Origin of the sequence: Vibrio sp. Vb1026 (assembly GCF_033338745.1) — a bacterium.
Classification (GTDB): domain Bacteria; phylum Pseudomonadota; class Gammaproteobacteria; order Enterobacterales; family Vibrionaceae; genus Vibrio; species Vibrio alginolyticus.
This window is the reverse complement of sequence record NZ_JAWOTH010000014.1, coordinates 129186-144933: the sequence shown is the minus strand read 5'-3', so window position 1 is coordinate 144933 and position 15748 is coordinate 129186. Positions and strand designations below refer to the sequence as shown.

Below are 15748 nucleotides of genomic sequence, written 5' to 3'. Positions count from 1 at the left end.
AGTGAGTTTAAAAGCGAGGGAGTAATCGCGCTGAGTTCTTTTAGTTGTTGATTTCATAACACTCTCCAATTTTGGGGGTGGAAAGTGTCAACCTTATTTAGGACGGCACAGACTTCTCCTTTCTACAATTTTGCGCCAATTTGATGCACGGGCTATTTAGCGCTTCACTAATATGGTGCAGTTGTCTTACAGTGAAATTTTAACCTCCTTGATTTTTAAGGAGATATTCTATGGCTCGATTCTTGTAGTAGACTTTTCACTAATAAGCACATTAGCACATGCTTTTCAAAACCTCTGCGTTGCATACCACCTCCTTCAGGTTAGCACCGTTTTGATGCATGTCAGAAAAGGGAAAGGGAATACTATGGAAGACGCACTTGCCGTAATTTTAGCAGGAGGGATGGGGTCTAGACTCAGCCCACTCACCGATGACAGAACCAAGCCAGCCGTACCTTTTGGCGGAAAATATAGAATTATAGATTTCACACTAACCAATTGTTTACATTCGGGTTTACGCAAGATCCTTGTTTTAACCCAATATAAATCTCATTCACTTCAAAAACACTTACGAGACGGCTGGTCGATATTCAATCCAGAGCTAGGCGAGTACATCACTGCTGTTCCACCACAAATGCGCAAAGGTGGTGCATGGTATGAAGGAACCGCCGATGCGATTTATCACAACATGTGGTTGCTATCGCGAAATGATGCAAAGTATGTGGTTGTGTTATCCGGCGATCATATCTATCGAATGGACTACGCCGCAATGCTTGAAGAGCATAAAGAGAAAGGTGCTAAGCTCACCGTTGCCTGTATGGATGTTCCCGTAGAGGATGCTTCAGCATTCGGTGTAATGGGCACCGCAGAAAACGGGCTCGTTACTTCGTTTATAGAGAAACCTGAAACCCCACCTACTCTTCCTGGAAGCGCGACCAGAAGCCTTGTTTCTATGGGAATATATATCTTTGATATGGATGTTTTGAAAGAAGCGCTTGAAGAAGACTCAAAACTCGATTCATCAAGCCATGACTTCGGAAAAGACATCATACCTAAGCTGATTGATACCGAATCCGTTTACGCTTATCAATTCTGTGGCAGTAAAGGGCGCGTCGATAAAGATTGCTATTGGCGCGACGTGGGTACCATTGATTCCTTCTATGAAGCGAATATGGATCTACTAGAACCTGTGCCGCCAATGAACCTTTATCAGTCCAATTGGGCGATTCGTACTTACGAGCCGCAGTTTCCACCAGCTCGTACTGTATCGTCGGCCACGGGTAATGAAGGCATTTTTATTAACTCCATCATTGCTACCGGTGTCATCAATTCCGGAGGCTCAGTACAGCACTCCATAATCTCCTCTAACGTACGCATTCAAGATAGTGCAACGGTAGTCGATTCCATCATTTTTGATGACGTAGAAGTCGGTGAAGGAAGTCAGTTGGTCAACTGCATAGTTGATAAACATGTTCGTATTCCGCCACATACTCAAATTGGCATCAACAAACTTGAAGATGCGAAGCGATTTAAAATCTCAGACAAAGGTATTGTCGTCATACCCGAAAGTTACCAATTCGATTAAACGACAAACTATCACAACAAAAAAGCGCACGATAATCATCGTGCGCTTTTGTTTAAGTGCCTGTAAACATTAGGCTATAACAAATAATCCATAATAATTAGATGTTACATACCGTTGACCAGCTACCATCTGTACCCGGTTCAGCCGCTGTCCACCAGTTCGCTTGGTAAACCACACCGTTGTGGATGATCTTATCACCTTGGTTAGCGTGGCTTGGATTACCTGCCCAATCCGTTTGTGGCAGAGCTGGGTATGTCACTAAACCTGTCGTATCACACGTACCTGGTTCAGTGGTACCACCACCCGTGCCCGCATTGAGATCACCAATTGGTAGATCTGGCTGTTCAAACTTGAACGCAAACTCTTTACCACCAGAAATCACTGAGTAGTTAGCCGGACCAGAGATTGGTAGGTAGTAAACCATATCAAGCTCGTAAGTGCCGCCCGCTGGCAAGTCTTTCCATGCTGGTAGAGAGAACGACACACGGTGCATTACGCCATCTAAGCCACCAATGTTGTTTGCTCGAGTATGTCCAGAAGCAATCACTTTCAAACCACCACCTGATTGGTCTTTCGCGTTGTCCGGCGCAGATGCTGGGATATCGAATTGGAATTCAGTACCGCCAGGGATCGCTTGACCAGTGTTGTTCGTAAACGTGATTTTCGGGTTAATTGGGTAGTTTTGATCGCCAACTTTGAAGCCGCCAACACTAACAGTAATGTCTACTGCTTCAGTTGGTGTTGGACCAGTCGCTACTTTATTACCGTAAGGCGTCGCAGACTTAAACTTGTCGTAGATAGCTTTGGTCATAGTGTTACCCATGTGGTATTCACCATTACCTGCCGCACAAGCTTGTTCAGTGGCATCTACTGCCGTACGATTACCATTTGCATCCAGTACGTAACAGTTGTAGTCACCGGCTAGTTCCCAGAACATGATACCGCCGATCTCTTTATCGATAACGTAATCGGCTTTCACCTCGATAGAAGCTTTATCTTCCGTAGATAGGAATACGCTCTTCTCTGCGTTCCACAACCAAGGTGCCACAGCAACGCTATCGTAATGACGGGTATAAGTACCAACAAACTTATCTGAAGGATCGTTGACAGGGTCGAGACCGTAAGCAGCTGCGTAAGAGCCCCAAATACCGTTTTCTAGGTTCTTAGCATGCCACATTGGGTTAGAACCAGCGCCCATTTCGTTTCCTTTAGGGTCGGTATCATGCCACATGTTGTCGATACCAATAGCGCCGTGACCACAGTTGTTCTTCTCACCTTCACCTGTGCCCGGTTGGCACTCTGCTTGGTTTGGTAGTGCCGCTCGGCCCCAAAGGCCATTGTCGCCACCAGTAACACCTTGCCAACCACGGGTGTAGTAAGGAACACCAATGTTGATACGACCTGCTGGCATAGAGCCACGGAAGTAATGGTAAGCCCAGTCTGTGTTCAAGTAACCGATACCACCGTATGCAGCAGTGCCGTATACGTTCCACTGCGCTAGCTCAGAGTCTTTACCTGTATCGAATAAAGCCGCGTTATGACCAACGTGATCATTCCAAGCCCCATGCAAGTCGTAAGACATGATGTTTACGTAGTCTAGGTACTTAGTTACATCGAAGGTTTCCATCCCACGTAGCAAGTAACCTGAAGATGGTGCTGCGATAGTCAGCATATAATGAATACCATCTTGCGCGGATGCCGCATCAAGTTTCTCACGCAATACTTTCATCAGCTCTTGGTAAGACGCCCATAAATACTGACGACGTGGTTCCATGAAGTCTTTGTCGTAAGGGTTACCAGCACCAGCCATTGACGTCGGGTATTCATAGTCGATATCCAGACCATCGAACTTGTACTGACGCATCATTTCAACGGCTGAAGTTGCGAACTTCTCAATACCAGCATGATTAATAGAACCGTCCGCATTCGTCGTCATGGTGTAGAAGCCACCATCAGCTACACGATCGCCGTTCGTATCGAAGTGACCGCCCGTTTCAGCCCAACCACCAATCGAGATTAGCGTTTTAACATCATGTTTTTGCTTGTAAGTTGCTAGTGCACCAAAATGACCTTTAAAACCAAGAGCGGGATCTACCTCAACGCCTGGCCAAGTTTTACCTGTAGCAGGGTTGTTAGGATCATTTACGTCGCCAACGTTTACTTTGCCGTCAGAACCAATGCTCACAAACGCGTAGTTAATGTGAGTAAGTTGTTCCCAAGGAATGTCTTTAACAAGGTAAGTCGATTGTGGGTCGTCACCTGATCGCCAACTGGTGAAGTAGCCGATTACACGACGTGGGTGATCAGCCCCCATTTTCTCACGGCCTTCTTCGTCATAAATAGAACAGTAAGGAACATCTACACCCGTTGTTTGATAAAGACCATCAGGACGACAATTAGATGTCACTGCGCCGCCGTTTACTGTTAACGTCGCAATTGCAGAATCTGCTGTTGCTCCAGCATCATCGGTTGCTCTCGCATAAACACTTAATGAGCCAGCTTGTGAAGGGGTTACATCCAGCGTGTATGGCGCTGTTGTAGCAGTGCCAGCAAGCACACCTGCAACATAAAAATCAACTTTAGCAACGGTACCATCCGCATCCGTAGCATTTGCAGTCAGTGTTACGGAACCACCCAGGTCAATAGAGCTCGCAGAAAGCGCGACATCCACTGTCGGCGCTTCGTTACCAGGTTGCGCTGATGCCACAGTTAACGTCACAACACTTGCCGTACTAACGGCACCTGCATCGTCATAGGCCTTGGTAGAGAACTCGTGCTGTCCTTCAGTTGCTGTCCACGATGCAGCATACGGCGCAGACGTTGCCTGACCAACTAATACACCATCAACAAAGAACTCTACTTTGCTAACAGTCCCATCAGTATCTGCCGCATCTGCAGCTAGGTTAACAACATCACCCGCAGTCACAGAAGCCGACGCAGAAGGCGATGTCAGAGTAACCGTCGGGACTTCATTCTGAGGTGGATCAACCGGTCCAGTGCCATCACAAGCGCCAAGTGTTTCCCACTCGCCCCACTCACCAGATTGCGCTGGATTATTGTTTTGCGTCCAGTAACGCGCTTTATAAGCATTACCTTCATGCTGAACTTGGTCGCCACCGTTATAAACTTTTGATGATTGCCAAGTTTCTAGAGGGGCACAGTCAACTGCTGCGTAGCTATTGAAGGCCATAAGACAAGAAGCGGTGAGTGTGCTTAGTGTGAACACGTTTTTCACTGCGTTGCCGTTTTTAAGGTGCATAATCGCTCTTCCTTAAGTTATTGTTAAAACAATACTAAATGCGCTAAACGAAGCGCATCTATACTTTTATTTCGACGTAAAATAACTTAAGTACAAGTTGGTGATTTCACACTATCTATTTACGAGTTTTCCACACCGCCTCGCAACAATCCACTAAATGATTGCAACAACGTACCTATTATTTGGCACCAGTAACTAATTTTATAACTTAAATAAATATGTCACTCGCAAATTAATAAAAAAGGTAAAAAAAGTCGCCATTTTGAAATAAAGATCACTAAGCCTTTGTTGACCTTGGCGTTTCATTAAAATGCCGCTTGTACTCGCGACTAAACTGTGATGGGCTCGTGTACCCGACCATTCTCGCTGCATCATTAACACGTCGCCCCTCTAACTGGATCAATTCGCGCGCTTTGTTAAGTCGAACTTTCTTAATATATTGCAGCGGAGATTCAAGCGTGACATTGCGAAATGCTTGATGGAAAGCAGACACACTCATGTTGGCTTCTTCAGCCAATGCTTGTACGTTCAACTGTTCATGATACGCTTGATGTACACGATTTAGTGCTTTAGCGACCCTCGCGTAAGAACCTTCTTGATGTGCTAGGTCAAATAAAACATACCCCTCTTTGCTCACCAAAGTACGATACACAATTTCCTCAAGAAGCAGCTCGCCAAGCATGATGACATCAAGCTCGTTACACATTGCTTTCATTAACCGCTTGCACGCATCCAACATACCTTCATTCATACGTACCGACTTAAGGCCGCAACGGGTTGCATCCAGACACTTATTACTGAATTTCTCAGCCTCTAATTTTTTAACGAGTTTATGAAGAAGCGTTGGCGAAATATCTATCGAAATGCCAAGTAAAGGCTCATTGTTTGTCGCAAACGCTTCGCACTCTAGTGGCATGGGAACCCCGACAACAAGGTAATCTTCGGGCCCATATTGCACTGGTGTATCACCAATATGAATGTTCTTATGCCCTTGACCCAATACGATGATGCCGGACTGATAGACAAACGGCTGGCGATGATTCCCTTTGCTACTGCGATAAAACCATACGCCATCTATCGCTGTTTTCTTCATACCTTCTAGGTCATGCAGCCCCTGCTTTTCAACATATTGCTGCATGATATCTGCGAGAGTGTGCATTAGAGCGCTCCATCAATGACCAACGAGTTTGGTCTTTATTATCGTTTCGAGCACTATACTTCCTCTCGACATTAACTTTCTAGCTCAAGAGCATTAATTTTGTAGAAATAGGCAAATTATTTGCAGAAATCGACCTGTTAACGATCGTTAATCAGGACTAATATGCATGTATTCAATCTCCTTCACTGGAAGCAAGAGGGCTAATAATGAACTTTTCTTATGTAAACCCAACCAAGATTTTCTTTGGTCAAAAACAAATCGCTGCAATCAAAGAAGCTATCCCATCCGACCAAAAAGTTTTAGTGGTATACGGTGGTGGCTCCATCAAAAAAAATGGCGTGTACGACCAAGTAGCAGAAGCTCTTGAGGCACATGAATGGCTAGAGTTTTCAGGTGTTGAACCAAACCCAACCAAAGAAACACTCGATAAAGCAGTCGCAATGGTAAAAGAGCATGGCGTTGACTTTATTTTAGCGGTAGGTGGTGGTTCAGTCATCGATGGCTCCAAATACGTAGCAGCGGCATCAAAGTATGATGGTGATGGTTGGGATATCATGATTGGTAAGCACCAAGTCACTGAAGCGACGCCTCTAGCTGCAATTTTGACATTGCCAGCAACAGGCTCAGAGTCAAACATGGGCGCAGTTATCACTAAAAAAGAAACTCAAGACAAACTTCCGTTCATGTCTCCAGCAGTGCAGCCAAAATTTGCCGTGTTAGACCCAGATGTAATGAAAACACTGCCAGAACGCCAGCTTATCAACGGCATTGTTGACGCATGGGTGCACGTATGTGAGCAATACTTGACGCTTCCTACCGGTGCAATGGTTCAAGATGGTTACGCAGAAACACTGCTGAAAACTTTAAAAACACTCGGAGAACAGTTTGCGGAACGAGACGACGATATGTGGCGCGCAAACTTAATGTGGTCTGCTAACCAAGCATTGAATGGGTTAATTGGTAGTGGCGTTCCACAAGACTGGGCGACACATATGATCGGCCATGAATTAACGGCTCTATGGGGCGTTGATCATGCGCGTTCTCTTGCAATTGTCCAACCGTCGTTACTTCGTAACCAAATGCAGTTTAAGCGCCCTAAGTTAGAACAAATGGGTCGCAACGTATTTGGTCTTGAAGCAGGTGAGGATTTAGCAGAGCGCACAATCGAATCTATCGAAGCGTTTTATCATCAACTTGATGTCGCAACTAAGCTCGAAAACTATGGTGAGAGCCGTGAACAAGCTATCGATGCCATCATTGATCAACTAAACAAACACGGCATGACTGTTTTAGGTGAAAACCAGGCGATCACACTTGAACGTAGCCGAGAAATCTTAGAGTTAGCTGTCTCATAACTGCAACAATTCTTCACTGCCCTTCCTAGGGTTTAACGGTATTGTGACTTAACAGTCACAATACCGTTTTTTTATGCTATTTTGTAAGCCACATCACGTTCAAAACGAGGAGGCTTCTAAAAACAACGATTCCCTCCAGACAAAAAATCGGCCGTGTTGGTTAGTAAAGAGACAACTGTCCAGCTTTACACAAATAAAAATAATTGAGATCAAAGAACGAGTTAACTCGTTAATTAAGTTTTGATTTGTTGTAGTGATGTACTACATAATTTTGTCTGTTCGAGAAAACACTTTATGTGGCTAGTTGTTGTCGTATTAGCATTCATACATATCATCAGTATCCGTAAAGGCTCTAAATGGCTCTTTTACGTTTCTAAACCATTACCAGTGCTCTGTATGCTTGGTATTTTAATTCAGTCCCCGGCTTACCCAATGCCATATGCGCATTGGATTTTGATTGGCTTATCGCTCTCGTTGCTTGGTGACGTGTTATTAATGCTCCCTAGAGACAAGTTCATTACAGGATTAGTGCTCTTTTGCTCTGCCCATCTCTCCTATAGTTATGGTTTTGCCATCATGTCAGCGTGGCATTTTACACCTTGGCTCCCAATTGCCTTGTTCGGACTCGGTATATGCGTCTACTGGTTGTTCCGACCGGATCTCGGTAAAGAAAAACGGCCAGTTGCTAGTTATATATTGGTACTGATGACTATGTGCTGGGCTTCGATCGAGTATTATTTGAGTGGGAAAACACAATCCTCCTCTTTTGCAGTGCTCGGAAGCTTTATCTTTATTATCTCTGGCATCGTATTGGCTTTCGAACGCTTTGGAGGACGGTCAATATTTTCACGACAAGTTGTCATGGTGACCTACTATTCTGCACAGACACTAATGGTTATGTCTGTTGTTGCGATTGTTGTTCGTTATCCGTATCTCGTTGAACTGAGTTAGTCATACTCTAGACTCTAGACTGCACCAACATTAAAGAAACATGGATGTATCTTGTAAGCGATCTGAATAGAGTCTTAAAATCATCGCCTAAACATTAGCTTATTCTTAATGAAATTACGCGCACAACTTGCTATTGTAAAAGGATATTTTTCCGTTATAGCGTGCCCCTTTGAAAGAGAATACTCCCGTCGTTGAGTTTAGCGACGTAAATAAGTGGTATGGCGATTACCACGCTCTAAAAGACATCAACTTCTCCGTGCATTCTGGCGAGATCGTCGTGGTGTGTGGCCCTTCAGGTTCCGGAAAATCAACGCTCATTCGTTGCATCAACCATCTTGAATCGATTCAAGAAGGCCAGCTTCATGTGTTCGACCAGCCTTCTCACGCAAAATCTCTCAAGCCCGGTAAAATCGGCATGGTGTTCCAACACTTTCACCTTTTTCCTCACTTGACTGTACTGGAAAACCTCACCTTAGCGCCGATTCGCACACTCAAATTATCAAAACAAGAAGCTGAAAAACGCGCAAAACATTACCTAAAGCGAGTCAATATTGAAGAGCAAGCGAGTAAGTATCCTATCCAGCTTTCTGGCGGTCAGCAGCAACGCGTCGCGATTGCCCGCTCCTTGTGTATGGAACCGGATTTACTCCTGTTTGACGAGCCAACTTCAGCGCTTGATCCGGAAATGATCAACGAAGTGTTGGATGTCATGGTTGAGCTGGCTCAAAGCGGAATGACGATGATTTGCGTCACGCATGAAATGGGATTTGCCAAAAAAGTAGCGAACCGCGTGGTATTTATGGATGAAGGCCAAATCTTGGAAATGAACTCTCCAGTCGCCTTATTTGAGACACCACAGCATCCACGCACCCAAGCATTTTTGAACCAAATTTTAAGTTACTGATGATAGTTCGCGTAATCAAACCTGTCCTTCAAGCTTTACTGCAAATGACGCTCCTCTTCATAGCGATTGTGTGGGTGTTGGACTCTGGTGCCGACGCTATGGGCTATCAATGGCAATGGGAGCGCGTACCTGATTACATCGCTTTTTATGAAGATGGCGAATGGTGGCCGGCAGAACTTATTGATGGGCTATTGGTCACGCTTAACATCTCTGCTATTAGTCTATTTTTTACCTTAGTGTTGGGGTTGGTCACCGCGTTACTAAGGCTTAGCGATTCGAAAGTCGGCAATGTTATTGGTACCACTTATGTCGAAGTAATACGTAACACGCCGTTGTTGGTGCAAATCTATTTACTCTACTTCGTGTTTGGCCCCGTGATTGGTTTGGACCGATTCAGCACCGCCGTTTTGGCATTATCCCTTTTCCAAGGTGCCTACACCGCGGAAATATTCCGTGCAGGTTTAAACAGTATTCCTAAAGGGCAATTCGAAGCAGCACAAACTCTCGGACTATCACCGTTTTACACCTACAAAGACGTGATTTTGCCTCAGGTTTTACAGCGCACATTACCGCCATTAACCAATGAAGTGGTTTCTTTGATCAAAAACTCTTCCATTGTAAGCGTGATGGCGATTTTTGATCTAACGACACAGGCACGCAACATCGTCTCAGAGACGGCGATGCCGTTCGAAATTTGGTTTACCGTGGCAGCAATTTATCTTGCTCTCACTCTGTCACTTTCTGGCTTGTCTGCATGGCTAGAACACAAACTCGGAGCCAGTTGGCGCAAATTATAAGGAGATAACATGAAGTTATTCAAAGCGACCATTACTGCATTATTAGGGCTAGCCATAGCTATGCCTACAATCGCGAAAGAAGATGTCGCCACACCCAATGTAGATCAAATCAAAGAACGAGGTACTTTGCGCGTTGGTATGTCAACATTTGTACCTTGGGCAATGCGTAACAAGCAAGGCGAGTTAATCGGTTTTGAAATCGATGTTGCCAAACGCTTAGCAGAAGATTCAGGTTTGAAAGTGGAATTCGTACCGACTGCGTGGGATGGCATTATTCCCGCACTACTGGCGAAAAAGTTCGACGTGATCATTGGTGGCATGTCTGTTACGCCTGAACGTTCCAAAAGCGTCTTGTTTACTGCGCCCTACTCGCACTCAGGCGTTCAAGTAGCAGCAAACAAAGAACTCGCCTCTGGTTTTAGCGAATTTTCGGATTTTGACTCACGACGCGTAAAAATTGCGGCTCGTCGCGGCGCATTCACCGTTCAAGTAGCCAGAGAAACCTTCCCGAAAGCGAAGATCCTGCAATTTGATGACGACGCGCAAGCGTTCCAAGAGGTGCTGAATGGTAACGCCCACGCGGTCATTGCTTCTAGCCCAAAACCAGAACATGAGACAGTGAAACACAGCGACAAACTATTCCTTCCATTCTCTGAGCGACTATCACAAGGTAACGAAGCCTTTGCAGTTCGCTTGGGGGAAGAAGATAAAAAGGCCTTTTTCAATAAATGGATTGAAGCAAGAACCCAAGATGGATGGTTAAAACAACGTTATGAATACTGGTTCTCGACATTAGATTGGCAAGATCAAGTCGCGCAAGGCCAGTAATCTAAATGGCTCGTGGACGCCGCGAGCCTATACTCTCCAATCATCCATTTTACTTTTCCATAACTTATCGGAGTCAAATTTTTGGGCGAACACACTACCACTCGCACAGCACCCGCGAAATCCAGCACAGGCTACCTTTTACCGCAATTAAACACACTAGACTGGGTACTACTTGTTATGTGCGGTATCGGTGGTGTTTGGCTGTACCATCGGTCCGCTGTTGGTGTGCATTATTTGTGGCAGTGGAAAGAGGCGCTTGAATTACTTTTCACGCCTAGAGCAGATGGTGGTTTGCCCTACTTCTTCCAAGGTTTGATTTCGACGTTAAGGCTCAGTATTTGGGGCATCAGCTTCGCATTAGTGTTTGGCACTTTGTTAGGCTTAGCACGCTTCTCTCGTTCCGTTTGGTTGCGCACACCTGCCAATGCGTTTATCCAGTTAGTGAGAAACATCCCTCCGTTGGTGTTTGTTTTTATTTTCTACTTTTTCATTTCTAACCAATTGATCCCGTTGCTCGGTTTGGAAGATCTTCTACGAAACTACAACGGCGAACCAAATGCGCTACAGCGCTTTCTGTTTGGGCCTTCTAACCTTTGGGAAAACCTTGCCTCTGGCGTGTTATGCGTCGGCTTACTCTCTTCTGCCTACATTGCAGAAGTTGTGCGCGGTGGTTTACAAAGTATCGACCAAGGTCAGTGGGAAGCGGCTGACTCATTGGGCTTGTCTCGATGGGTGAAATACCGATTTGTTATCGCGCCACAGGTGCTTAAATCAATAACACCTGCACTTGCCGGTCAAACCATCTCTTTGGTGAAAGACACCTCTATTGTTTCACTGATTTCGATACAAGAAATGACGTTTGTTGGGACAGAGATGGCAAATTCATCAGGGTATATATTTGAAATTTGGTTGATTGTCGGCCTTGCTTACTTCTTAATTTGTTTTGGTCTGTCACTTATTTTTCGCCATATTGAAGCAAAATCGGAAGCCATTTCAAATTAACTCAACCGCATATGTAATTAGGCACATTTGATTCTTCAAATCAGAATTGCACCCTGTTACATTGGCAAGATGCTAAATTTTCGGCGTTTTTCATGGAGTTAAAGAATCAATCCGACTACGAGCGATACATAAAACAAGATAATCTTGGTGAATATTACGTAGTTCTCAATCAATTCACTTTTCACAGTGTTTATCAGCCAATTTTTGATAGACGCCAACGTATTATTGGTATGGAAGCCTTACTGCGTATTCGTGGCATTGATGGTTCCCTAATTCGTCCTGACGTGTTTCTGGCCAATAATGGTCTTGATCCCTACTTTCGCTTATGTGTAGAGTTTTTATCCAGAGCAATGCACATTCGAAATTTTGCACGCTATTTCGCGGGGACGCCGATCAAACTGTTTCTTAACGTCATGCCTCAAACGCTACTCACACTAACCAAAGACATGGGCTTTAAAGATAACGGCCTGCTTTACAAACGCCTTTCCGAACTTGGTATGAGCCCATCAGACGTCGTTTTTGAAGTAGTCGAAGAGTCATGCGGAAATACGGATTTATTAATCAAAGCCGTACAGTTAATGAAAGCAAATGGTTTTATCTTTGCTATCGATGATTTTGGCGCCCAACATTCTGATATCGCACGTGTTCAGCAGCTCTGCCCTGACATCATCAAAATCGATCGTTCCTATTTGCTAGACTACTGCGCCGGAGAAACCTTTTCCATACATAGCGCCGTTGATCTAGCGGATCATATGGGAGCAAAAGTCATTATAGAAGGGGTTGAAGAAGACGTGCAACTACAAGCTATGTATCAACTTAATTTGGATTATTACCAAGGCTTTTACTTAGGAAAGCCTTGCGCCATTCATCACTGGACAGATAGCCTAAACATCGAGACGACAGTGCATTAACACTGCCCACTTACAGCACAGTGAAACCAAAAAAGCGCCGATATAATATGCTCGGCGCTTTTTAGTTTTACTCAGATGTCACTTATTTAGTTAAGCGTTCATTTCCCTAGAAAAAATCAATAGAATTACGACCGCTCTTCGGATCACGAGTGGCTTGCGGTTTGTCTTCTTTTTTGCCTTTCTTAGCAGACTGAGACAACGCTTCTTTCTGCGCTTTACGCTCTTTATGTGCCGCTTTACGGCCTGTTGATTTAGGCCCAGAGGCTTTAGGTGACTTACTTTGACGAGACTTATCTTTACGAGAAGACTGCGCTTCTTTTTTCGCTTTCTTTTCTGCTTTTTGCTCTGCCGTTTCAGGTTCGGTTACTGGCGCATCGCAAACCACAACATAATATTCCTGGTTAAACTCAAAAAAGTCACCATCATACATCTTGCGGCGCTTACGTGTTTCTAGTTCACCATTCACCGCGACGTAGCCTTCCTCGATGATATGTTTTGCTTCGCCGCCACCGCTGACCAAGTTTGCGATTTTAAAAAGCTTGTACAGTTCGATTGGATGCGCATCAACATCGATGCCAATCGCTTCGATCTCAATCTCTTCGCCTTCTAAATACTCTTCGTGGTCGTAATCTTGGGTCATGTTACTTACTCTTACTATTTGATGCCCTGAAGTTTAAACGCAATGCTTAAAAATAGAAACCTCTGCCGATGTTCAATCACCGATTCGCCTTGGCATTTGAGCACCTCTTAACCCATTTAACTTGTCGCTTGTTAGCTTGTATACCGATGCGTAGCTCAAACGAAGCTGCAATTACGCAACCTGAAGGTATATACTCTCTAAGTTATTGTTGAAAAGAGCGAATACTTTGTCTCAACCAAGTAGAATTACCTTTGTCACTGCGAACTTGTTTAATTTTGTCGCACCGCCTAACGCCTACTATGATTTCGAGAACATATACTCGTTAGAGCAATGGCGAGACAAACTTTCGTGGACGCAACGTCAAGTTGAAAAACTGGAAGGCGACGTGATTGGTTTACAAGAAGTGTTCAGTATCGAGAAGACCCAGACATTTTTTTCAACCATCGGCTACCCCTACTTTGCGACCGTTGACACCCCACATGTTGAGGATGAGTACATTTACTCAAGCCCTGTTGTGGCAATCGCATCTCGGTTTCCAATAGAAAAAGTACAAGCGGTAGAGTTTGACTTAGCAACGCTTGAGCCTTTTGGAGTAAGTGTTGTTCCAGAGTTCAGTCGCAAACCTATCTATGCCCAAATAATACATCCTGTACTTGGTCATATCGCCGTTTACGTAACGCACCTGAAATCTCAACGCCCAGCCGACTCAGAACAACCAGAAACGTCTAGCACGATTATTGGGCGCTGGTTATCCACCCAGCAAAGAGGCTGGGAAGCAGCGATGTTAAGAGACGCGATGCAAAAGAGCTATCGAAAAGAACCAATGCCGACAGTGTTAATGGGCGATATGAATCAACCTATCACTCCTATCAGCGTTAACAGCGCATTGGTATCCAACACTGGTGACAGCGTCACTGAATTACAACTCAAAGATGGTTGGTTATTGCAAAGTGACACCCTGAAGGATGAACGCCCAGCCACGCACTATCATTTTTCCACTGGGAATGTACTCGACTATATCTTGCTCTCACAAGAGTTTGACACCTTATCAGATATATCGGTTGCCGAGGTTGTTGACTATCAGGTGTCTAACCAACATCTGATCAACCCGATTTATGACAGAGATAAAAACGCCAGCGACCACGCATTTGTGGCGCTGACGGCTGAAGTAAAGCTTTGAGCAACCTATTTAGTTACTTAGTGACGTTTCACAATTTTACGCGGGATAAGTTCTACGCCAGGCTTGTAACGCTTGGCGGAAGCGTTGAGTGCTAACTCCATTGCGCTGTCCGCGATCAACTCAAACTGTTGAGGCAAAGAGTTGATTTTCACAGGCAAGAAGTCCAGCAGTCGATTATCACCAAATGTCGCTAAACGCACCTTTCCCATCAGTTCTGGTTTTTCTAGCATTACATCCAACACACCTTCTAACAGTGTGTATGACGTTGTAACAATGGCATCTGGCAATGCGTTCTCTATTAACCATCTCTCTAAGACTTTCTTGCCTTCTTCCCGGGAGAAGTGTTGTCCATAACCCAATGTTGCCGTTTTGCCACCTTGTTGAGAAGCAGATAGAAAACCGAGCTCACGCTCTTTTGAGACTTGAAGATCTTGCAATGCACCGATTAAGCCAATGGACTTAATATCCTCTGACAGTACTGACTGAGTGAGTTCAAGTGCGGCATCAAAATCTTCGCTGATGACACAACAAAAGTGCTCATCATCCATTGGACGGTCTAGCGCGATAACTGGCGTACCAGAATTTTGCAACTTAAGGTAATACTCGTTTGCAGTGGGCATACCACTTGCCACAAACAACGCATCAATGCGACGACTGACTAATGCTTCCGCCACCTTTTGCTCTGTATCAGGATCATCATCAGAGCAGCCAATCAAAATTTGGTACCCCGCTTTCCGAGAGTTCTGCTCTATCAGCTTTGCAAGACGCGCATAACTGGTGTTCTCTAAGTCTGGGATGATAAGCCCAAATGAGCGTGAATTACCTGCCCGCAAGGAAGACGCCGCATGATCTGGCTTATAATTGTACTCATCTACAACGGCCATCACCTTTTTCTGAGTCTTCTCGCTGATGCGGTATTTCTGCGCTTTTCCGTTAATCACATAGCTTGCAGTTGTCTTAGAAACACCCGCTAATTTGGCTATTTCATCCAGTGTCATATTCTAAACCTTATTCTGTGCGCGCGATCATATTAATACATCAACGATCTTTCGATAAGTTGAATTATAAGCTGAACCGATTCAGTATAAAAGCTGAAAGGATTCAGCAAAACTTAAAAATTGACGTAAATCACCTGAATACACAACAAACCAATTTGTAGGCTAGGCTATAGGACAGCGCC

13 protein-coding genes are annotated in these 15748 nt (G+C 44.7%); 9 read left to right on the top strand and 4 right to left on the bottom strand.

Annotated features, from left to right (window positions below):
- Window positions 1–364 precede the first annotated feature (364 nt).
- Window positions 365–1582, top strand: a complete 1218-nt coding sequence (gene glgC / locus R7E47_RS18625; protein WP_033906540.1) for a glucose-1-phosphate adenylyltransferase — start codon at window positions 365–367, stop codon at window positions 1580–1582.
- Window positions 1583–1679: 97 nt separating this feature from the next.
- On the opposite strand, the gene R7E47_RS18620 is transcribed toward glgC, so the two are convergent.
- Window positions 1680–4841, bottom strand: coding sequence for a chitinase C-terminal domain-containing protein (locus R7E47_RS18620; RefSeq protein ID WP_136977116.1), 3162 nt, complete (start codon window positions 4839–4841; stop codon window positions 1680–1682).
- Window positions 4842–5118: 277 nt separating this feature from the next.
- A complete protein-coding gene (locus tag R7E47_RS18615) occupies window positions 5119–6000 on the bottom strand; it encodes an AraC family transcriptional regulator (RefSeq protein ID WP_005386077.1) in 882 nt (293 codons plus the stop codon).
- Between the two features lie 206 nt (window positions 6001–6206).
- Here R7E47_RS18615 and R7E47_RS18610 point away from each other — a divergent pair, with 206 nt between their 5' ends.
- The 7 genes from R7E47_RS18610 to R7E47_RS18580 all read left to right on the top strand — a co-directional run bounded on the left by R7E47_RS18610 (window position 6207) and on the right by R7E47_RS18580 (window position 12748).
- Window positions 6207–7355, top strand: coding sequence for an iron-containing alcohol dehydrogenase (locus R7E47_RS18610; RefSeq protein ID WP_047103556.1), 1149 nt, complete (start codon window positions 6207–6209; stop codon window positions 7353–7355).
- A gap of 294 nt (window positions 7356–7649) precedes the next feature.
- A complete protein-coding gene (locus R7E47_RS18605; protein WP_005376394.1) occupies window positions 7650–8306 on the top strand; it encodes a lysoplasmalogenase in 657 nt (218 codons plus the stop codon).
- 169 nt (window positions 8307–8475) lie between these two features.
- Window positions 8476–9210, top strand: a complete 735-nt coding sequence (locus R7E47_RS18600) for an amino acid ABC transporter ATP-binding protein (protein WP_005376395.1) — start codon at window positions 8476–8478, stop codon at window positions 9208–9210.
- Window positions 9210–10007: an amino acid ABC transporter permease gene (locus R7E47_RS18595; RefSeq protein WP_005376396.1), complete on the top strand. Its 798-nt coding sequence runs from the start codon at window positions 9210–9212 to the stop codon at window positions 10005–10007. The genes R7E47_RS18600 and R7E47_RS18595 overlap by 1 nt, the downstream gene beginning before the upstream one ends.
- 9 nt (window positions 10008–10016) lie before the next feature.
- Window positions 10017–10835, top strand: a complete 819-nt coding sequence (locus R7E47_RS18590) for a transporter substrate-binding domain-containing protein (RefSeq protein ID WP_170893211.1) — start codon at window positions 10017–10019, stop codon at window positions 10833–10835.
- An 81-nt stretch (window positions 10836–10916) separates the two neighbouring features.
- On the top strand, window positions 10917–11837 hold the full coding sequence (locus tag R7E47_RS18585; RefSeq protein WP_017820957.1) for an amino acid ABC transporter permease: 921 nt from the start codon (window positions 10917–10919) through the stop codon (window positions 11835–11837).
- Window positions 11838–11929: 92 nt separating this feature from the next.
- Window positions 11930–12748, top strand: coding sequence for an EAL domain-containing protein (locus tag R7E47_RS18580; RefSeq protein ID WP_005386068.1), 819 nt, complete (start codon window positions 11930–11932; stop codon window positions 12746–12748).
- Between the two features lie 106 nt (window positions 12749–12854).
- On the opposite strand, the gene R7E47_RS18575 is transcribed toward R7E47_RS18580, so the two are convergent.
- Window positions 12855–13388, bottom strand: coding sequence for an RNA-binding S4 domain-containing protein (locus tag R7E47_RS18575; protein WP_005376400.1), 534 nt, complete (start codon window positions 13386–13388; stop codon window positions 12855–12857).
- A gap of 226 nt (window positions 13389–13614) precedes the next feature.
- On the opposite strand from R7E47_RS18575, the gene R7E47_RS18570 reads away from it, so the two are divergent.
- A complete protein-coding gene (locus R7E47_RS18570) occupies window positions 13615–14568 on the top strand; it encodes an endonuclease/exonuclease/phosphatase family protein (protein ID WP_318084924.1) in 954 nt (317 codons plus the stop codon).
- A gap of 17 nt (window positions 14569–14585) precedes the next feature.
- Here the strand turns inward: R7E47_RS18570 and cra are convergent, their stop codons facing one another.
- Window positions 14586–15566: a catabolite repressor/activator gene (gene cra, locus R7E47_RS18565; protein ID WP_225491834.1), complete on the bottom strand. Its 981-nt coding sequence runs from the start codon at window positions 15564–15566 to the stop codon at window positions 14586–14588.
- Between the last annotated feature and the right edge of the window lie 182 nt (window positions 15567–15748).